18 protein-coding genes are annotated in these 19,551 nt (G+C 74.3%); 10 read left to right on the top strand and 8 right to left on the bottom strand.

The annotated features are described in order from the left end of the window. Positions 1 to 44 precede the first annotated feature (44 nt). The 6 genes from AB0Q96_RS30575 to AB0Q96_RS30550 all read right to left on the bottom strand — a co-directional run bounded on the left by AB0Q96_RS30575 (position 45) and on the right by AB0Q96_RS30550 (position 6,736). Entirely contained in the window at positions 45 to 1,934 is a 1,890-nt protein-coding gene (locus AB0Q96_RS30575) for a GAF domain-containing protein (RefSeq protein WP_365331061.1), read from the bottom strand. 84 nt (positions 1,935 to 2,018) lie between these two features. Further along, positions 2,019 to 2,852: a 3-hydroxybutyrate dehydrogenase gene (locus tag AB0Q96_RS30570; RefSeq protein ID WP_365331059.1), complete on the bottom strand. Its 834-nt coding sequence runs from the start codon at positions 2,850 to 2,852 to the stop codon at positions 2,019 to 2,021. Between the two features lie 55 nt (positions 2,853 to 2,907). Next, on the bottom strand, positions 2,908 to 3,390 hold the full coding sequence (locus tag AB0Q96_RS30565; protein WP_365331058.1) for an NUDIX domain-containing protein: 483 nt from the start codon (positions 3,388 to 3,390) through the stop codon (positions 2,908 to 2,910). A gap of 70 nt (positions 3,391 to 3,460) precedes the next feature. Continuing rightward, a complete protein-coding gene (lnt, locus tag AB0Q96_RS30560; RefSeq protein ID WP_365331056.1) occupies positions 3,461 to 5,086 on the bottom strand; it encodes an apolipoprotein N-acyltransferase in 1,626 nt (541 codons plus the stop codon). 67 nt (positions 5,087 to 5,153) lie between these two features. Next, positions 5,154 to 5,711 carry a hypothetical protein gene (locus AB0Q96_RS30555; protein ID WP_365331054.1) on the bottom strand — a complete coding sequence of 186 codons (558 nt, stop codon included), beginning with the start codon at positions 5,709 to 5,711 and terminating at the stop codon, positions 5,154 to 5,156. Positions 5,712 to 5,950: 239 nt separating this feature from the next. Beyond that, entirely contained in the window at positions 5,951 to 6,736 is a 786-nt protein-coding gene (locus AB0Q96_RS30550) for an aspartate/glutamate racemase family protein (protein WP_365331052.1), read from the bottom strand. Between the two features lie 58 nt (positions 6,737 to 6,794). Here AB0Q96_RS30550 and AB0Q96_RS30545 point away from each other — a divergent pair, with 58 nt between their 5' ends. The 5 genes from AB0Q96_RS30545 to AB0Q96_RS30525 all read left to right on the top strand — a co-directional run bounded on the left by AB0Q96_RS30545 (position 6,795) and on the right by AB0Q96_RS30525 (position 12,842). Next, complete coding sequence (locus AB0Q96_RS30545; protein WP_365331050.1) at positions 6,795 to 8,027, top strand: glycosyltransferase; 1,233 nt, start codon at positions 6,795 to 6,797, stop codon at positions 8,025 to 8,027. A 248-nt stretch (positions 8,028 to 8,275) separates the two neighbouring features. Beyond that, positions 8,276 to 8,776 (top strand): DUF6643 family protein, encoded by a 501-nt coding sequence (locus tag AB0Q96_RS30540; protein ID WP_365331048.1) that lies wholly within the window; start codon positions 8,276 to 8,278, stop codon positions 8,774 to 8,776. Positions 8,777 to 8,813: 37 nt separating this feature from the next. Then, on the top strand, positions 8,814 to 9,647 hold the full coding sequence (locus tag AB0Q96_RS30535) for an MOSC N-terminal beta barrel domain-containing protein (RefSeq protein ID WP_365331046.1): 834 nt from the start codon (positions 8,814 to 8,816) through the stop codon (positions 9,645 to 9,647). 101 nt (positions 9,648 to 9,748) lie between these two features. Beyond that, a complete protein-coding gene (locus tag AB0Q96_RS30530; protein WP_365331044.1) occupies positions 9,749 to 10,354 on the top strand; it encodes a hypothetical protein in 606 nt (201 codons plus the stop codon). 82 nt (positions 10,355 to 10,436) lie between these two features. Continuing rightward, positions 10,437 to 12,842 (top strand): right-handed parallel beta-helix repeat-containing protein, encoded by a 2,406-nt coding sequence (locus tag AB0Q96_RS30525; protein ID WP_365331042.1) that lies wholly within the window; start codon positions 10,437 to 10,439, stop codon positions 12,840 to 12,842. Here AB0Q96_RS30525 and AB0Q96_RS30520 read toward each other — a convergent pair. Beyond that, positions 12,812 to 15,211, bottom strand: coding sequence for a hypothetical protein (locus AB0Q96_RS30520; RefSeq protein WP_365331040.1), 2,400 nt, complete (start codon positions 15,209 to 15,211; stop codon positions 12,812 to 12,814). The genes AB0Q96_RS30525 and AB0Q96_RS30520 overlap by 31 nt on opposite strands. 146 nt (positions 15,212 to 15,357) lie before the next feature. On the opposite strand from AB0Q96_RS30520, the gene AB0Q96_RS30515 reads away from it, so the two are divergent. The 3 genes from AB0Q96_RS30515 (at position 15,358) to AB0Q96_RS30505 (ending at position 17,237) form a co-directional block, all read left to right on the top strand. Then, a complete protein-coding gene (locus tag AB0Q96_RS30515; protein ID WP_365331038.1) occupies positions 15,358 to 16,185 on the top strand; it encodes a DeoR/GlpR family DNA-binding transcription regulator in 828 nt (275 codons plus the stop codon). 28 nt (positions 16,186 to 16,213) lie between these two features. Then, a complete protein-coding gene (locus AB0Q96_RS30510; RefSeq protein ID WP_365331036.1) occupies positions 16,214 to 16,672 on the top strand; it encodes an SRPBCC family protein in 459 nt (152 codons plus the stop codon). Positions 16,673 to 16,733: 61 nt separating this feature from the next. Continuing rightward, the gene (locus tag AB0Q96_RS30505) at positions 16,734 to 17,237 is read left to right on the top strand and encodes an SRPBCC family protein (protein ID WP_365331034.1); all 504 of its coding nucleotides are present in this window, start codon (positions 16,734 to 16,736) and stop codon (positions 17,235 to 17,237) included. Here AB0Q96_RS30505 and AB0Q96_RS30500 read toward each other — a convergent pair. Next, entirely contained in the window at positions 17,194 to 18,324 is a 1,131-nt protein-coding gene (locus AB0Q96_RS30500) for a PLP-dependent cysteine synthase family protein (RefSeq protein ID WP_365331032.1), read from the bottom strand. The two genes, AB0Q96_RS30505 and AB0Q96_RS30500, sit on opposite strands and share 44 nt — an antisense overlap. A 214-nt stretch (positions 18,325 to 18,538) precedes the next feature. On the opposite strand from AB0Q96_RS30500, the gene AB0Q96_RS30495 reads away from it, so the two are divergent. Beyond that, a complete protein-coding gene (locus AB0Q96_RS30495) occupies positions 18,539 to 18,832 on the top strand; it encodes a hypothetical protein (protein WP_365331030.1) in 294 nt (97 codons plus the stop codon). A 171-nt stretch (positions 18,833 to 19,003) separates the two neighbouring features. Next, positions 19,004 to 19,498 (top strand): ATP-binding protein, encoded by a 495-nt coding sequence (locus tag AB0Q96_RS30490; RefSeq protein WP_365331028.1) that lies wholly within the window; start codon positions 19,004 to 19,006, stop codon positions 19,496 to 19,498. Positions 19,499 to 19,551 lie beyond the last annotated feature (53 nt).

Below are 19,551 nucleotides of genomic sequence, written 5' to 3'. Positions count from 1 at the left end.
GCGCGGCCGTGGCAGGGAGCCGCAGGGGGTCGGGCCGGGTCCGGTCAGCGTATGACGGCCTCCGCCAGGGCGTGCAGGCGCAGGGCCAGCTGGATCTCCAGGGCGCGGGCGGGGGTCTGCCAGTCGGCGCCGAGGAGGCGCCCGATGCGCTCGATGCGCTGGGCCACCGTGTTCACGTGGACGTGCAGGTCGTCCTTGGTGCGGGCGGGGCTCATCCCGCACGCGAAGTAGGCGTCCATGGTGCGCACCAGGTCGGTGCCCCGGCGCCGGTCGTAGGCGACGACCTGGCCGATGGTCCGGTCGACGAAGCCCTCGATGTCGCGGGTGTCGGCGAGCAGCAGGCCGAGGAAGCCGAGGTCCTCGGCGGCCGCGCCCTCGCCCTGGCGGTGCAGCAGCCGCAGGGCGTCGAGGCAGCGGCGGGCCTCGTCGTACGCCGGGGCCACCCGGTCCGGGTGGACGAGCGGGGCGTCGAGGGGGGCGGAGGCGCCGACGGTGACCGGCTCGTGGAGGGCTGCGCCGAGGTGCCGTGCGGTCTGCCGGGCCAGTTCGGCGGCGCTCTCGCCGGGGCCGAGGGGCAGCAGCAGGACGGTGCCGCCGTCGCGGGCGGAGGCGAGGCCGTGCCGGGTGGCGGCGAGGTGCGAGGCGGCGGAGCGCAGCCGCTGGCGGTCGGCGCTCTCCCGTCCGCCGGCCTCCGGCTCGGCTCCGGCGCCCGCCCGGTCGATGCGGGCGGCGAGCACCACATGGGGCCCGTCGCCGTCGCTGCGCAGTCGGGCGGCGCGCTCGCGCAGCAGGCGCCGGTCGCGGTCGGGGGCGTCGAGGAGGTCGTCGAGGAGCTCGCCGCGGACACGCTGTTCGGCCTCGCCCGCGGAGCGGCGGGCCAGCAGCAGCAGCGAGGTGACGAGGGCGGCACGCTCCAGGGTGCGCAGGTCGACGGGGTCGACGTCGGGGCTGCCGCGCAGGACGAGGGCGCCGAAGCTCTCGCCGCCGGCGGAGACGGCGGCGATCCAGTCGTCGCCGTCGCGCGTGGCGTGGCCCTCGGTGATCCGGCCGGGGCGGGCCGGCTCCTCGGTGAACTCGACGGATCCGCCGAGGACTTCGGAGACGGCGGCGGCCACGTCGTGCACCCCGCCGCCGCGCAGCACGAGCTCGGTGAGCCGGTCGTGGACCTCGGAGGCCCGCTCGATGACGCCGCTGTGCTCGCGGATGATGTCGTTGGCGCGCTCCAGCTCGGCGAGGGCGGAGCGGGTCTCGGCGAGCAGGTTGGCGGTGTCGATGGCGACGGCGGCGTGGGCGGCGAAGGAGCCGAGCAGGGCGACCTGCTCGCGCTCGAAGACCCTGGCCCGCCGGTCGGCGGCGAAGAGGACGCCGATGACCTGGCTGCCGAGGGTGAGCGGCACGCCGAGGATCGCGACCAGGCCCTCGTCGCCCACGGCGCTGTCGATGGACTCGGTGTGCTGGAAGCGCGCGTCGTGGAAGTAGTCGTCCGTCACGTACGGTCGGGCGGTCTGGGCGACGAGGCCGCCGAGCCCCTCCCCCATGCCGAGCCTGACCTGCTGGAAGCGGGCCGAGACGGAGCCTTCGGTGACCCGCATGTAGGTGTCGCCGCGGACCGGGTCGTGGAGGCTGAGGTAGGCGACCTCGGTGCCGAGCAGGGAGCGGGCGCGCTGGACGATGGCGCGCAGCACGTCGTCGAGGTCGCGCAGGCCCGCGAGGTCGTTGGCGGTCTCGAAGAGCGCGGACAGCTCGGCCTCGCGCCGCCGCCGGCTCTCCAGCTCGGCCCGGACCCGCAGCGCGAGCTGCTTGGCCTGCTCCAGCTGGGCCAGCTCCTCCGGGCCCGCGCCGCTCGCTCGGGCGAGCAGCGCGGGCCGGTCGTACGCCTCGGTGGCGGCGCCGCGGGCGAGGAGCTCCAGGTAGACGGCCTGTTCGTGGGTCATGGTCACAGGGATACCTGCCGTACGGGGGGTCGCACCAGCCCTGTGGACAACCGCCTGTGGACACGGGACTCGGTGCGCGGGCGCTCAGTGGGCCGTCCAGCCCCCGTCGAGGACCAGCGAGGTACCGGTGACGAACGAGGCATGCGGGGCGCAGAGGTAGACCACGGCCTCGGCGACCTCCTCGGGCTCGATGAGCCGCTTCAGCGCCGAGTCCTTCAGCAGGACGTCGGTCAGGACCCGCTCGGCGGGGATGCCGTGGGCGGCGGCCTGGTCGGCGATCTGGCGCTCGACCAGGGGCGTGCGCACATAGCCGGGGTTGACGCAGTTGGAGGTGACGCCGTGCGGGGCGCCTTCGAGGGCGGCGGTCTTGGAGAGGCCCTCCAGTCCGTGTTTGGCGGCCACATAGGCCGACTTGAAGGGCGAGGCGCGGAGCCCGTGGACGGAGGAGACGTTGACGATCCGGCCCCAGCCGCGCGCGTACATCTCCGGCAGCGCGCCCCTGATCAGCCGGAACGGTGCTTCCAGCATCACGGTGAGGACGGTGTGGAAGACCTCCGGGGGGAACTCCTCGATGGGCCGGACGAGCTGGAGCCCGGCGTTGTTCACGAGGATGTCGGTGCCCGCCGCGGCCGCCTCGGCGGCGTCGAGGTCGGTGAGGTCGAGCAGCCGGGGCTCGACCGCGCCCGCGAGGCCCCGGGCGGCTCCGGCCAGTTCGTCGAGACCTTCGGCGGCCCGGTCGACGGCTCTGACCCGGGCCCCGGCGGCGGCGAGGCGCAGCGCGCAGGCCCGGCCGATGCCGCTGGCGGCGCCGGTGACGAGCGCGGTGCGCCCGGAGAGGTCGAGGGCGACGGCCCCGGGTACGGGGCCGGGCACGGGGGCCTGGGCCGGTACGGGGCCTGGTGTGGTGGGGGCGCTCATGTTCCGCACCCTATGAACGGCCCCACCCCCGACCGATGTGCTGCCCACCCATAGTTCAGCCCTGGGGAGTGGTGTCGAACCATGTGGGTTCGTCGGCCAGCGCCTTCTCGATGCGGAGGTACGAGAACCGCTTCATCTCGGGCAGCCGGTCGGTCTCGAACCAGCCGACCTCCAGCGACTCGTCGTCGTTGACCCGGGCCTCGCCGCCGACGGCCCGGCAGCGGAAGGAGACGTCCATGAACTGGCACTGGTCGCCGTTGGGGTAGACGACCGGCTTGCGCAGGGTCTGGACGAGCACGATCCGCTCGGCGACGCAGTGCACGCCGGTCTCCTCGTACACCTCGCGGACGGCGCAGGCGGCGGGCTGCTCGCCGGGTTCGACGATCCCGCCGATGACCGCCCACATCCCGGTGTCGGCCCGCCGGCCGAGCAGCACCCGTCCGCGGTCGTCGAAGACGACCGCGCTCACGCCCGGCAGGAAGAGCAGCTGGTGGCCGGCGGAGGCCCGGATGTCACGGATGAAGTCAGGGGTGCCCATGGGGCGACCCTAGATCATCTTCCGGGTCCCGGCGGGCCGGCCCCGGTCCGGCCCCCGTCGTCCGCCCCGGTCAGGCCCCGGCGCCGCCCCGGCCCCGCCTGGCGCGCACGGAGCGGGCCGCCGACCAGCCGAGACCGGCCACGGCGAGGGCGACGAGCAGCGCCTCGGGCAGGGTGCCCATGCGGGTCGCGGGGGTCAGCGAGGAGCGCAGCGGCACCTTCTCGACCAGCACGTCGGGCGTGAACATCTTCGTCTGCGCCACGATCTCGCCGTCGGGGCGGATGACCGCGCTGACCCCGCTGGTGACGGGGACGACCACGCTGCGGCTGTGCTCGACGGCCCGCACCCGGGACATGGCGAGCTGCTGGTAGGTCATCTCGCTGCGCCCGAAGGTCGCGTTGTTGCTGGGCACGGAGATGAGCTGCGCGCCGTGCGTGACGGTGTCCCGCACCGCCCAGTCGAAGGCCGCCTCGTAGCAGGTGGCGAGGCCGACCTTGGTGCCGGCGAGGTCGAAGACGCCGACCTTGGTGCCGGCGCCGAAGTCGCGCCGGACCCGGTCGACGTTGCTGTTGAAGAGGCGTACGAAGGAGCGCATCGGGATGTACTCGCCGAAGGGCTGCACGTGCCGCTTGTCGTACTCGGCGACCGGACCGCGCCCGGGGTTCCACTGGATCAGGGTGTTGCGCAGCTTGCCGGTCTCGGGCGCGATGACGGCGCCGATCACGGTGGGCGCGCCGATCGCCCGTACCGCCTGGTCGATCACCTCGTAGGCGTCGGGGTTGGCGTACGGGTCGATGTCGGAGGAGTTCTCCGGCCACAGCACGAGGTCGGGCTGCGGCTCGCGGCCCGCCTTCACCTCGGCGGCGAGCTCCTTGGTGCGGTTGGCGTGGTTGTCGAGCACCGCGCGGCGCTGGGAGTTGAAGTCGAGACCGAGGCGCGGCACGTTGCCCTGCACGGCCGCGACGGTGGCGGTGCCGTCCTCGGCGGAGTCGTCCACGAGCGGCAGCGCGGCCAGCGCGCCGGTGACGGGGACGAGCACGGCGAGGGCGGCGGCGACGAGCGGGCCGCGGGCCACCGGCGCCGGGGTCCCGTCCGTGCCGGAGCGGCGCCGCTCCAGGACCAGGCGCACCACCTCGTACAGGCCGAAGCCGCACAGGGCGACGGCGAAACCGAGCACGGGGGTGCCGCCGACGGCCGCGAGCGGCAGGAAGACGCCGTCCGCCTGTCCGAAGGCGATCTTGCCCCAGGGGAAGCCGCCGAACGGCACGCGCGCGCGTGCCGCCTCGCCGAGGATCCACACGGCGGCGGCGAAGAGCGGCCAGGCGGGCAGCCGCGAGACCGCGGCGATGCCGAGCCCCACGGCGGCGACGAAGAGCGCCTCGACGGCGGCGAGCGCCAGCCAGGGACCGGCGCCCACCTCCTCGCCGGTCCACACCAGCAGCGGAAGCAGGAAGCCGAGACCTGCCAGGTAGCCGAGGCCGAATCCGGCGCGCAGCCGCCGGCCGCGCAGGGTCCAGCCGAGCAGCCCGAACGCGGGCAGCGCGAGCCACCACAGCGGCCGCGGCGGGAAGCTCAGGAAGAGCAGGAGCCCGGACAGGACGGCCGCACCGGGCCGCAGCAGTCGCCGCGGCACTCGGCCACGCCCCGACGCGGGAGCGGGTTCGGGCACGTCGACGGGGGTAATGGTGGCGCTCACGTGCCGGAGTCTAGTCGCGCCCCCTGTGGGCCCGACGGGACGGCGCCCCCAGGGGCGCCCGCGCTCCTCAGTGGCCCGTCGGCCCGGTGGGCGTCGCCCTCCGCAGCAGCCCCCGGATCGCCCGCACGGCCGCCTCGGCGTCGTCGACGGTCACCGTGAACGTGCGCCCGTCGCCGAGCCGCAGCACCAGCCCCTCGCCGCGCCGGACGACGACCGCCGTGCCCTTCTCGGGGCGCCAGCGATAGCCCCAGCCGCCCCATTGGCGCGGGGTGACGGAGGGCTCGAAGTCGGCCCCGACCACGTGGGAGAGCGGGATCCGGCGGCGCGGCACGCCGATGTGGCCGCAACGGACCTCCATGGCGTCGTCGTCGACGCGGACCGCGACGTGCACGAAGGCGAGCGTGCCGAAGAGCACGAGGACGCCGGCCGCGACACAGCCGATGACCGCCATCAGGAGGGGTGCGATGCCGGAGGTCCAGGGGGACTCGACGGCCAGGGTGATGCCGAGCGCCATGCAGGCGGCTCCGGCGACGGCCGGCAGCCACTGGAGGCGGTTGGTCGCCCGGCCGGTCCAGACCGGGGGCGTGGGCCGCTCGGGCCCCTGGTGCGAGGAGTGCTCCCTCATGGCAACAGCCTAGGTACGTCCGGTCGCTCCGGCGCCCTGGCAGCGGCAAACGGGGGCGCGCCCCTAGGTCGTTTCCGGAAAGTCCCGCCTGGCTCGCGGCGTCTGGCACGCACGATCGCGGCGTTGCCGGAACGCCCAAGTAGCTCCGCTACGAGGACATCCCGACGCCTTGCGCTCGCACGCACCAGACGCCGCGAGCCCTGCCCTGCGGGCAGACGGCGCTACTTTCCGGACACGACCTAGCGCGCGGCGGCGGCCGACTCCAGGAAGCGCCCCTGCGGGTAGCCGAGGGCCGCGGCCGGCAGCCCGCCGGTGCGGCCGCTCAGGAGCACGGTCAGGGTGCCCGTCGGGGGCGCCGTCGGGTCGGCCTCGGCCCCGATGCGCCGGAGTGCCTGGCTGGCCACCGCCCCGGCGGAGCCGTGCAGGACGACCGGGGGCAGGTCGGGGCGGTCGAGGGCGGCCAGGATCTGCTCGTCGACGAGCTCGTAGTGGGTGCAGCCGAGCACGACGGCCCGGACGTCCCGGGGCGTCAGCGCGGCCGCGGCGGCGACGGCACGCCGCACGCCCTCCGCGTCGTCGTGCTCGACGGCGTCGGCGAGGCCCGGGCAGGGCACCTCGGTGACCTCGGCACCCTCGGCGAAGTCGCGGATGAGTCCGCGCTGGTAGGGGCTCCCGGTGGTGGCGGGGGTCGCCCAGATCGCGACCTTGCCGCCGCCGACGGCGGCGGGCTTGATCGCGGGCACGGTGCCGATCACGGGGATGCGGGGCTCCAGTGCCTCACGGAGCGCGGGCAGGGCGTGGACGGTCGCGGTGTTGCAGCCGACGATCAGCGCCTCGGGCTCGTGGGCGGCGGCGGCCCGGGCCACGGCCAGCGCCCGGCCGGTGAGGTCCTCGGCGGTGCGCGGGCCCCAGGGCATGCCGTCGGGGTCGCAGGAGAGCACCAGGTCCGCGTCGGGCCGCATGCGGCGCACCGCGACCGCTGCGGGGAGCAGGCCGATTCCGGAGTCCATGAGCGCGATCTTCACCCGGTCACCCTAGCCGACCACCCTTGCATCCCCGGCAATCTGGGGCAGACTGCGGCGAATGAGCCCGCTTGCCTGGATCGCGATCGCCTCCCTGGCCGTCTGGGCCTGGCTGCTGCTCGGCCAGGGATTCTTCTGGCGCACGGACCAGCGCCTTCCGGTGCCCGTGCGCCCGCCCGAGGTGTGGCCACGGGTCGTGGTCGTCGTGCCGGCCCGTGACGAGGCGGAGGTGCTGCCGCTGAGCCTGCCGTCGCTGCTCGCCCAGGACTATCCGGGGCAGGCGGAGGTGATCCTCGTGGACGACGGGAGCACCGACGGCACCGGGCGGCTGGCCGAGGAGCTGGCGGCACGCCAGGCGGGCCTGGCGCTGACGGTGGTCTCGCCGGGCGAACCCGAGCCGGGCTGGACGGGCAAGCTGTGGGCGCTGCGGCACGGGACGGCGCTCGCCCAGGCGCGCGGGCCGGAGTTCCTGCTCCTGACCGACGCGGACATCGCGCACGAGCCGGACAGTCTGCGGCTGCTGGTGGCGGCGGCGACGGGACACGACCTCGACCTGGTGTCGCAGATGGCCCGGCTTCGGGTGGCGAGCCCCTGGGAGCGGCTGATCGTCCCGGCCTTCGTCTACTTCTTCTGCCAGCTGTACCCGTTCCGCTGGATCAACCGGCGCCGCCCCCTGGCGACGGCGGCGGCGGGCGGCTGTGTGCTGCTGCGGACGGAGACGGCCAAGCGGGCCGGGGTGCCGGACGCGATCCGGCAGGCCGTCATCGACGACGTGTCGCTGGCGCGGGCGGTGCGGGGCGTGGGCGGGCGGATCTGGCTGGGGCTCGCGGACCGGGTGGACAGCATCCGTCCGTACCCGCGCCTGGGCGACCTGTGGCGGATGGTCTCGCGCAGCGCGTACGCGCAGCTCCGGCACAGCCCGACGCTGCTCGCCGGGACGGTGGCGGGTCTCGCCCTGGTCTATCTGGCGCCGCCCGCGACGGCGGTGGCCGGGCTGCTCACGGAGGACGCCCCGGCGGCGTGGGCGGGCGCCGCGGCCTGGGCGGTGATGGCGTTCACGTACCTGCCGATGCTCCGCTACTACCGGCAGCCGCTCTGGCTCGGGCCGCTGCTCCCGTTCACCGCACTCCTCTATTTGTTGATGACGGTGGACTCGGCGGTGCAGCACTACCGGGGGCGGGGCGCGGCGTGGAAGGGGAGGACTTACGCCCGGCCGACGAAATCCGCACCGCAGCGCGCTTTTCCCGGCACACGGAGTAATGGCCGGAAGCCGCCGTCACGCCGGGGTCATTAAACCTGCACGCGAGACGGGCTCCGGACGCTCCCGGAACCCCTTTGTCGCCGCCGGTTTTCTTTACGTCAACCTGACACCGGACCGGTCGGTAACCCCTCCTCAACTGGGGTTTACAAGATCCATACGCCATCGGGCGTCCGTTTTTGTCACGTTCGATCGCATTGGGGATCGGTGGCCTCTCAGAACCCGTCAACCAACCGCCATTCCGGGCTCCCCATAGGGCACATCGTGGGCTTACCTTATGAGCCATGACCTCCCCGCGCTCCACCTACGGAGGCGGTTACTACACCGCGCCGTCGTTCCCCGACACCCCGATCTACGACTCCCTCGTCGCAGAGCGGGGCACGCCTCAGATCGCCCCGATCCGAGTGCCCTCCGTGTACGACACCAACAGCGGCTTCTCCGGAAGCAGCGGCTACCTGCCGGCCCTGCCCGCGGCCCTGCCCGCCCTCCCGGCGGCCCCCGCCCCGCAGCAGCCCACCCCGTCCTACGGCGGTCACGGCGGCGCGTACGGCTACCCCCAGCCCACCCCGCAGATGGCCCCCGTGCCGCTGCAGCACGCCCCCGCCCCGTACATCCCGCAGCAGCCCGTCACCCCGCGCGGCTACCCGGGGCCCCAGGCTCCGCAGCAGCCCCGCCCCGTGGCCGGCGGCTACGAGGCGATGCGTCCGGCCGCCCCCCGGCCGATGCCGACGCCCGCCGCGTACGAGGACCCGTACAACCGCCCCTACCAGGGCCGCGGGTACTGATCGCGGAGGCGGGACGGGCGACTGGCAGGATGGCGGCATGCCGATTCCTGTCTTGCGTTCCGTCCACGTCCACCCGGTCAAGGCACTGCGCGGGTTCTCCCCCGCCCAGGCGGAAGTCGAGCCATGGGGACTGGCCGGCGACCGCCGCTGGACCGTGGTGGACACCACGGGCAAGGTCGTGACCCAACGCCAGCACGCGCGGCTGGCGTTGGCCTCGGCCGCCCTGCTGCCGGACGGCGGTGTCACGCTGGCCGCGCCCGGCGCCGACCCGCTCACGGTCGAGGTGCCGAAGCCCCCGAGGGAGGGGGACACCATCACGGTGGAGATCTTCGGCGACCTGGTGGAGGCCGCCCCCGCCGACCCCGCGGCGGACGCCTGGTTCAGTGCCTACCTCCAGAGCGAGGTCCGCCTCGTCCACATGGACGACCCGGCCCGCCGGCGTCCCGTCGACCCGGACTTCGCGCTGCCCGGCGAGACCGTCAGCTTCGCCGACGGCTACCCGCTGCTCGCCGCCACCACCTCCTCGCTCGACGCCCTCAACTCCCTGATCGCCCAGGGCGACCACGCCGACGAGGGCCCCCTGCCGATGAACCGCTTCCGGCCGAACCTGGTCATCGACGGCACCGCCCCCTGGGCCGAGGACGGCTGGCGCCGCCTCGCCATCGGCGAGGTCACCTTCCGCGTCGCCAAGTCCTGCGGCCGCTGCGTGGTCACCACCACCGACCAGGAGACCGCCGAGCGCGGCAAGGAGCCGCTGCGCACCCTGGCCCGGCACCGCAGGGACGGCAGCCGGCTGATCTTCGGCCAGAACCTGGTTCCCGAGCGGCGGGGCGTCATCAAGGCCGGCGACCCGGTCGAGATCCTGGACTGACCCCGCCGACCGGTCCGCGTCACTCTTCCGTGCTCGACAGGCGAGGAACCCTCCCCCGGGGCACACTCGTTGGAAGAGCGGACAACGAGGGGGTGCGGAGCGTGCGTGCAGCCATCGGACTCTGGCGCTGGCGGCACAATCCCGTGCGCCGGACCACCGACGTGATCGAGGCATGGGTCGCCCTCACGGCGGCCGTCCTGCTGTGTCTCGCAGTGCCCGCGGCCGGGCTGGCCGCGGGCCTCTCGGCGAACGGATCGTTGCAGCGCGCGGTCCGCGCCCAGTACCAGGAGCGGGTGCCGACCGTCGCCCGGGTGGTGCGCACCGCCGAGGAGGGAGCCGGGCGGCGGACCGCCGAGGAGGCCGGCGAGCAGCGGCTCAGGCCCGCCGTCGTGGCCGAGTGGACCGCCCCGGACGGCAGCTCCCGGACCGGCACCCTGAACACCACCCGGCAGCACGCGCGCCCCGGTGACGCCTTCCCGCTGTGGACCGACCGGTCGGGGCGGCCCGTGCCCGCCCCGATGCACCCGGAGACCGCGCGGGCGCACGCCCTCATCGCGGGCCTGACCGTGGCGTTCCTCGGGGGCCTGCTCGTGGAGACCGCCCGACGGCTGGTCGTACAGCGGCTGGTACGGCGGCGGTACGCGCGTCTCGACCGCGCCTGGGCCCAGGCCGGTCCCGACTGGGGCCGTACGGGGACGGGCAGCTGACCCGTCAACCCCGCGGCGCCGCGCGCGCTACGGTGGGGCATCGGAGCAGCGTCGGCGCACGAGGCGGGGGCAGAGCACACCCATGGCACAGGGCACGGTCCAGGTGACGCACACCGGCACGTCGCGGTGGCGGCGCCGCACGGGCGAGTACGCCTCCCTCGCCGCCGCCCTGGAGGCCGCGGGCGACGGCGACACCCTCACCGTGGCCCCCGGCACCTACCGGGAGAACCTGGTGATCCAGCGGGCCGTCACGCTGCGCGGCGGGGACGGCGGCTCGGTGCGGATCGCGCCGGCCGACGGGGTCCCGCTGACCGTACGGGCCTCGGCCACCCTGCGCGACCTGCACGTCGAGGGGCAGGACGCGGCGGCGCCCGCGCTGCTCGTGGAGGACGGCACGCCGGAACTGCTCGACCTGCGGATCAGCACCCGCTCCGCCGCCGGCATCGAGGTGCGCGGCGCGGCCCGCCCCACCGTCCGCCGCTGCACCGTCGACAATCCGGCGGGCGTCGGCATCGCCGTCCTCGACGGCGCCGGCGGGGTGTTCGAGGAGTGCGAGGTCGTGGCCGCCGGCCAGTCCGGCATCTCCGTGCGCGGCGGCGCCCACCCCCGGCTGGAACGCTGCCGGGTGCACCACGCCTCGGGCGCCGGCATCGCCGTCAACGGCGAGGGCAGCGGCCTGGAGGCGCTCGGCTGCGAGGTGTACGAGATCAAGGGCACCGGCCTGCAGATCGCCTCCCGCGCCACGGCGCACATCGGCGACTCGACCGTGCACCGGACCTCCGCCGACGGCATCACCCTCGACACGGACGCCGTGCTCACGCTCTCCGACTGCGACATCCACGACATCCCCGAGAACGCGGTGGACCTGCGCTCGCGTTCGGTCCTCACGCTGACCCGCTCGACGGTGCGCCGGTTCGGGCGCAACGGCCTGTCGGTGTGGGACCCGGGGACCCGCGTGGACGCCAACCAGTGCGAGATCCACGACAGCACGGGCGACTACCCGGCGGTCTGGGTGAGCGACGGGGCGACCGCCGTGCTCGACTCCTGCCGGGTGCACGACGTGCCCGACGCCCTGTTCGTCCTCGACCGCGGCTCACGCGCCGACGTCGTCGACAGCGACCTGTCCCAGGTGCGCAACACGGCCGTGTCGGTGAGCGACGGGGCCACCGCGCAGCTCGACGACTGCCGCATCCGCGAGGCCGCCACGGGCGCCTGGTTCCGGGACCACGGCAGCGGCGGCACCCTCGCCGGCTGCACCATCGACGCCGTGCAGACCGGGGTCATCGTCACCAAGGGCGCCGACCCGACGATCGAGCGCTGCACGGTCACCTCGCCCGCCGAGGCCGGGTTCTACGTCTCGGCCGAGGGTCGCGGCTCCTTCCTCGGCTGCCGGGTGACGGGCAGCGGCGGCTACGGCTTCCACGTCATGGACGGCTGTCGGACCACCCTGCGCAAGTGCCGTACGGAGCGGTGCGCGCGCGGTGGTTACGACTTCCCCGAGGAGGGGCCGGTCGTCGAGGACTGCACCAGCGACGAGAGCCAGCTGCGGACGCCCGTGGCTCCGGACGCCGGCACGGTGCTGACGGCGACGCGGACCGGCGGGCTGCTCGGCACCGTACCGCCGCCCCGCGCCCAGGCCGCCGCGCCGCCGGAGGAGCCGCCGGCGCCGGTGGAGGCGCGTTCCTCGCACGAGGTGCTGGGCGAACTGGACACGCTGGTCGGCCTGGAGAGCGTCAAGCACGAGGTGCGGACCCTCACCAACATGATCGAGGTGGGCCGCCGACGCCAGGAGGCCGGCCTGAAGGTGGTGTCCGCGCGCCGCCACCTCGTCTTCACCGGCAACCCGGGCACGGGCAAGACGACGGTGGCCCGGCTGTACGGCGAGATCCTCGCCTCGCTCGGCGTGCTCGAACGCGGGCATCTCGTGGAGGTCTCCCGGGTCGACCTGGTCGGCGAGCACATCGGCTCGACGGCCCTGCGCACCCAGGAGGCGTTCGACCGGGCCCGCGGCGGGGTGCTCTTCGTCGACGAGGCGTACGCCCTGTCACCGGAGGACTCGGGGCGGGACTTCGGCCGGGAGGCGATCGACACGCTGGTGAAGCTGATGGAGGACCACCGGGACGCGGTCGTGGTGATCGCCGCCGGGTACACGGCGGAGATGGAGCGCTTCCTGACCGTCAACCCCGGTGTGGCGAGCCGCTTCTCACGGACCATCACCTTCAGCGACTACCTGCCCGAGGAGCTGCTGCGGATCGTGGAGCAGCAGGCCGAGGACCACGAGTACCGGCTCGCCCCGGGCTCCGGGGAAGCGCTGATGACGTACTTCACCGAGCTGCCCAAGGGGCCGGCCTTCGGCAACGGGCGCACGGCGCGGCAGACCTTCGAGTCGATGGTGGAGCGGCACGCGGGGCGGGTCGCCGCGCTCGCCGAGGCGAGCACGGACGACCTGACCCTGCTCTACCCGGAGGATCTGCCGGAGCTGCCCTGACCCGGACTCTCCTGGTGTTCCGGGGTGGTGCCGCGCTGGCGGGGCAGCGCGGGCGGCAGCCGGTCCAGGAGGGCGGCGCGCGCGGCGGCGAACTCGGGGTCGGCCTGGTAGTCGGAGTGCCCCAGGATCGGTTCGGGCAGCGGGTGTTCGCGGGTGCGTCCGTACGCGACGGGGTCGAGCAGCACCGGACGGTCGACGGCCGGCCGGTCGCCCTCCGCCGGGACCCGCACCGGTCCGCCGATCGGGTCGGTCGCCCGATAGAGGTTGCTCCAGCAGTGCACCGTGCGGTGCAGCCCGCGCAGGGCCTCGGGGCCGAAGTAGGCCGGGAACCAGCGCCCGTAGAGGCGCTCCAGGGGCGAACCATAGGTCAGCAGCGCGACCCGGCCGCGGGTGGCCGGCGGCAGCTGCCAGACGGCGGCGGCCGCGAGGACGCTGCCCTGGGAGTGGCCCGAGATGACGAGCCGGCCGCCGGTGCGCCGGGTCCAGGAGCTCATCCGCCAGGTGAGGTCGGGCACGGCCCGCTCGGCGTAGCAGGGCGGGGCGAACGGGTGCGCGGCGCGCGGCCAGAAGGTGCCGACGTCCCACAGGATGCCGATCGTGCGCCGCGCGGAGGGGTCCTTGTAGGCGCGCCTGCCCCAGGTGACGAAGAGCAGGAAGCCGAATCCGATCATCCAGGAGCCGAGGGCCTGGGCGGCGGTGGCGGCCGAGGCGATCGCCGGGTGGGCGCCGTCGAAGGCGCGGCCGGGCACGTTGCCGCTGGCCCAGGCGCCGGCCACGGAGGCGGCGCCGAGGAGCAGGGTGGCTCCGGAGACGACGCCGACGAAGTGGGGCGCCGAGTCGGTGAGGGCGGCGCGGGCCCGGCCGGCGGCGATCTGACCGGTGCGGACGGGGTCGGGGTCCTCGAAGGAGTAGTCGGCCTCGACGGCCGCGCGCAGGGAGCGGGCGGCGAGGGCCGTGCGGGCGACGAGGACGGCGCCCGGGACCAGGAGCAGCAGGAGCAGCACGGGGATGACGGACGCCTGCCAGCTGAGCAGCACCGGCGGCCCGGTGATGAGCCCCTCGCCGGTGCCGGGGGTGCCGGAGCCGTCGAGCCAGTCGGCGACCCGCTGGGCGACGCCGCCGGACATGACCCCGCCGAGGGCGCAGGCCAGCATGGCGACGGCGGGGCCGCCGAGCCCGTACAGGGCGGTTCGCGGGTCGCGGCGCGGGCGGCACAGGAGCAGGGCGACCACGCAGAGCCCGACGACGAGGGCGCCCTGGGCGAGGGTGAGGGTGCCGAAGACGACATCGCCCGGCAGGGTGCCGGTGGAGACCCAGCCGGGGCGGGACCAGCCGGTGTGCAAGGCGGTGAGCAGGAGCACCAGCAGGGCGGTGGCGGGCAGCCAGGAGACGAGGGCGCGTTCGATCCGCAGGTCGAGGCGGTTCTCGCTGCGCCCCCGGCGGCAGACGACCACCAGAACGACCACGGCGAGGATCGCGAGGGCGCTCCGTACGACGAGGCCGAGCGACCCGAGGAGGCCGCCGGGGGCGTCGTGCCGGGCGGCCGCCCCGGCGAGGACGACGGCGACGGTGAGGAAGCCGGCGGCGGTGTGCGCGGCGCGCAGCCGGGCGACGAGCCGGCGCCCGTACCAGAAGCCGGGGCGGCCGAGCGCGGGCCGCAGCGCGGTGGGGGTGGCGGCGTCGGCGGCCTCGGTGTCGGGGGCGGGCGGTTGGGCGGGGCCGGGGTCGGTCTCGTACCCCGTGGGCGGGCGCTGGGCCTCGTACGCGCTCCAGGTGCGGTTGGACAGGTACCAGAGCAGGCCGACGAGCGCGGCGGGGACGACGGCGGCGAGGGCGAGCCGGCGGCCGGGCTGGGACCACCAGCCGCCGCGCTCGGCGGACAGGAAGCCGAGCCAGGAGCGCTGTCCCGCGCAGGCGCCGGAGCCGGCGCACTGCCAGGCGGTCAGGTCGAGGGCGACCTCGCAGGCGGCGGCGGTGAGCAGGACGGTGAGGGTGAGCGCGACGAGCCGGACCAGGACGCCGTAGAGGCGTACGAGGCGGGCGTGGCCCTGGGTGGGCGGGCGCATCCAATGGGCGAGGTTGGCGACCATGAACGGCAGGAGCAGCAGCCACAGGGCGCGCGCTCCGTTGCCGGAGGTGAGGTTGGACCAGCAGTAGGCCTCGGGGACCGGGCGTTCGGCGTAGCGCTCGGGGTGGTCCTCGGCGTCGAGATCGTCCCTGCGGCGGTACATCGCGGCCGTCCGGTCGCCGGTGACCCGTGTGGTGCGCGGGTCGTCCAGCATGTCGGCCGCGGTGGCTCCGCCCACTCCGTGGACGAGCAGTTCGAGCGCCGCACCCCCGCTCTTCGGGTCGGGTGTGGCAGGGGACACTTCGGTGACTCGCTCTCTGAGTGGGAGGATTCGACGGCGGCATCAGGATCGCGGACGGCCTGCCTCCTCGGCACGGACCTCCCGGATTCCGACACCCCTTCTCCTCTTTCTTCCCTGTTCCCTGCGGAAAGGACCGGCCCCGGCGGATGAGCGACAATCAGAACCTCCTCGCGGAGCAGCGGCGCGCCCTGATTCTCGACGAGGTGCGGCGGCGCGGAGGCGTCCGGGTCAACGAGCTGACCCGCCGTCTCAACGTCTCCGACATGACGGTCCGCCGGGACCTGGACGCGCTGGCCCGGCAGGGGGTGGTCGCGAAGGTGCACGGCGGGGCGGTGCCGGTGGTCGAGGCGAGCAGCCACGAGCCGGGCTTCGAGGCGAAGTCGGCGCTGGAGCTGGGCGCGAAGGAGGAGATCGCCCGGGCGGCGGCGGCGATGGTGCGGCCGGGGACGGCGATCGCCCTGTCCGGCGGTACGACCACGTACGCGCTGGCCCGGCATCTGCTCGACGTGCCGGACCTGACGGTGGTGACCAACTCGGTGCGGGTCGCGGACGTCTTCTACGAGGCGCAGCACTCGGGTTCCGGCGGGGAGGCCCGGCCGGGGGCGGCGACGGTGGTGCTGACCGGCGGGGTGCGCACGCCGTCGGACGCGCTGGTGGGGCCGGTGGCCGACCAGGCGATCCGTTCGCTGCACTTCGACGCGCTGTTCCTGGGGGTGCACGGCATCTCGGTGGAGGCCGGCCTGTCGACGCCGAACCTGGCGGAGGCCGAGACCAACCGGCGGCTGGTGCGTTCGGCGCGGCGGGTGGTGGTCGTCGCGGACCACACCAAGTGGGGGACGGTGGGGCTGAGCTCCTTCGCCACGCTCGACGAGGTGGACACCCTGGTCACGGACCGGGGCCTGTCGGCGGAGCTGCGCGAGGAGATGGCGGAGCGGCTGCCGGGACTCGTGGTGGCGGGCGAGGAGCCGGAGTGAGCGCCGGGCCGGTGCGGGCGGGGCGCGGATGAGCCGGTTCCGGGTGGAGCGGAGCGTGGCGTTGCCGCCCGCCGAGGTGTGGCGTCGGCTGACGGACTGGCCCGCGCACGGCGCGCAGGTCCCGTTCACCCGTACGACGGTGCTGACGGCGGGGCCGAACGCGGTGGGCACCCGGTTCACGGCGCGGACCGGTGTGGGGCGGCTCGCCTTCGACGACCCGATGGAGGTCGTGGTCCTCGAACCGCCCGCGCCGGGCCGGACCGGGGTGTGCCGGCTGGTGAAGCGGGGGCGGGTGGTGCTGGGCGCGGCCTCGTTCGAGGTGTCGGCGGAGACCGGCGCCGGGGCCTCGGGCGGCCCCTCGGGCAGTCGGGTGGTGTGGGTGGAGGAGCTGCGCCTGCGCGGGGTTCCGGCCGCCTTCGATCCCGTACTGGCCTTCGCGGGGCGGGTGTTGTTCGGCCGGGCCCTGGACGGGCTACTGCATAACTGACGGTTTGTCAGCTACGGTGGAAGCTCCGGATCCACGGCCCGCCCGACGGGAGGTACCGCCCATGGCACGCCGACTGAGGCCGGTGGAGCTTGACTTCGCCGCGTCCGCGCCGCTGCGCCTGGTGTTCACCACCGGACTCGCCGCCCCGCCGGCGGCGGTGTACCGGTCGCTGGCGGTCGAACTGGCCAGCACGCCCGCGTGGTTCAGTGCCGTCAGGTCCGCCACGCCGACGCACGGCGGCGCGGGGCGGACGGTCCGCCTGAAGGGCGGGGTGGAGTTCCGCGAGACGATCCTGGCGACCGACCCGGCCGCGCGCTACGCGTACCGGGTCGACGAGACCAACGTCCCCGGGCTTTCCGCCCTCCTGGAGGAGTGGGTCCTCTCCCCCACGGCGGACGGCACCCGGGTCCGCTGGACCATGGCCGTCGACGGGAACCGCCCCTGCCGGGTGGCGATGCGGCTGGCCCGGCCGGGGGTCGGCAAGTCCTTCCGGGACGCGATGCGCAACCTGGAGCGGAGGCTTACTCCGGCCAGGCACCCGTCGCCAGGAAGCGCTCCACGGTAGCCGCGTACGGCGCGATGTCGAGGCCCTGCTCGGCCAGCCAGGCGTCCGAGTAGTACTTGTCGAGGTACCGCTCGCCCGGGTCGCAGATCAGGGTGACGACACTGCCGGTGCGCTTCTCCGCGACCATCTGGGCGATGATCTTGAACGCGCTCCACAGGCCCGTGCCGGTGGAGCCGCCGGCCTTGCGCCCGATCGCCGTCTCCAGGGCGCGGACGGCGGCGACGCTCGCCGCGTCGGGCACCTTCATCATGCGGTCGATGGCGCCGGGGACGAAGCTGGGCTCCATCCGGGGCCGCCCGATGCCCTCGATCCGGGAGCCGCAGTCGGAGCTGGCCTCCGGGTCGTGGTGGGTCCAGCCGTCGAAGAAACAGGAGTTCTCCGGGTCCGCGACGCACACCCGGGTGTCGTGCTGCATGTAGTGCACGTAGCGGGCGATGGTCGCCGAGGTGCCGCCGGTACCCGCGGTGGCGACGATCCACGCGGGCTCCGGGTAGCGCTCCAGCTTGAGCTGCTCGTAGATCGACTCGGCTATGTTGTTGTTGCCCCGCCAGTCGGTGGCCCGCTCCGCGTACGTGAACTGGTCCATGTAGTGGCCGCCGGTGCGCTCGGCGAGCGAGGCGGCCTCGTCGTACATCGTGCGCGAGTCGTCGACGAAGTGGCACTGCCCGCCGTGGAACTCGATCAGGCGGCACTTCTCGGGGCTGGTGGTGCGCGGCATGACGGCGATGAAGGGCACGCCGATGAGCTTGGCGAAGTACGCCTCGGAGACGGCGGTCGAACCGCTGGACGCCTCGATGACGGGCGCGCCGGGGCGGATCCAGCCGTTGCACAGGCCGTACAGGAAGAGCGAGCGGGCCAGCCGGTGCTTGAGGCTGCCGGTGGGGTGCGTCGACTCGTCCTTCAGGTAGAGGTCGATGCCCCAGCTGTCGGGGAGCGGGAAACGCAGCAGGTGGGTGTCGGCCGAGCGGTTGGCGTCGGCGTGCACCTTGCGCACGGCCTCCTTGAGCCACGACCGGTAGCCGGGGTCGCTGCGGTCGACGTCGATGGTGGCCATGGCTCTGCGCGCGATGTCGTCGATGCTGGTCATGTGCGCCCTCTTCTCATGGAATGTGCAACCGTGCCCCACTGACCGACAATACCGCTCCCACCTGGGCAAACGTTCCCTTTGGGAGTCCATAGGGGTGGCTTGCAGACGCTCCCGCGGAAGCCTTCCGGCCGCTTCCGGGAAGGGCCTGCTGGTGCGGGGCGCGGGGGCCCGGCACACTGGGGTCGGGAGTGCCTGCGCGAAGGGGGCGGACGAGATGACGGAACCCGAGTTCACGGCCACGGGGGTACGGATCGACCGCTGGCCCAGGTCGCTGACGCGCGCGGGCGAGGTACGCGTCGAGGACGGCCGGCTCTCCCTCCTGACCAGCTACGGCAGCGAGATCGACAGCGCGCCGTTGGACGAGGTGCGGGCCGGCCGGCCCTGGTTCGCGAAGCCCGACGAGGCGGTCGCGACGGTGAACGGCACCCGCTACCGGATCTCCGGCATGTCGGACGCGGGCTCCGGGCGACTGCTCGAAGTCCTCAGGAAGTCCGGCCCGCACTCCTGACCTGCGGCGAGTCGCCGCGAGTTGCGGCCCCGTCACCACTGGTTCAGGCTGGAACCACCTCACCGAGGGTTTACCGGCGGTGACGCTGCGAGCCGGCCCACCGCCCTGCCACACCGCATGACAGATCCGAACCTCCGTCTTCTTCCGGACCTATTTCGGGGAGTCGCAGCCGTGATCAGCGAGCCCAGCAGGTACTGCACGGTGGAGCTCCAGGCCCTGCCGCCGCGGATCGGTCAGGTCCGCAGAATCGTTTCGGCGCAACTGCGCCACTGGCAGCTCGACGCATTGATCGACCTTGCCGCGCTCGGCGTCACCGAGCTCCTGACCAACGTCCACCGGCACGCCCAGCCGGACAAGACATGCACCGTCGAGGTCGCGCTGCTGCTCGACCGCCTCACGGTCTCCGTCCGCGACCACGATCCGCGGATACCCGACCTCACCGAACCCTCCGATACGGACACCGAGTTCGCCACCTCGGGCCGCGGCCTCGCCATCATCGAGGCGATGAGCGAGAGCTGGGGCGTCCGGCCGCACGGCGATTCGGGGAAGGTCGTCTGGTTCACGCTCCAGGCCCCGCCGTCGCCGGTGGCGGAGCCGCCGCGGACCGATGTGGTGTACGGGGCGACGACGACGGGGCCGCTGGAGTCGGCGGCGCTGGTGCCGTGACTCCTGGATCCGGGCGACGGGATCCAGGAGTTCGGGTCCAGGACATTGGATCC

The organism is Streptomyces sp. NPDC093111 (assembly GCF_040683955.1).
GTDB lineage: Bacteria > Actinomycetota > Actinomycetes > Streptomycetales > Streptomycetaceae > Streptomyces.
The sequence above is the reverse complement of the archived record's forward strand: the minus strand, read 5'-3'. Positions and strand labels throughout refer to the sequence as shown.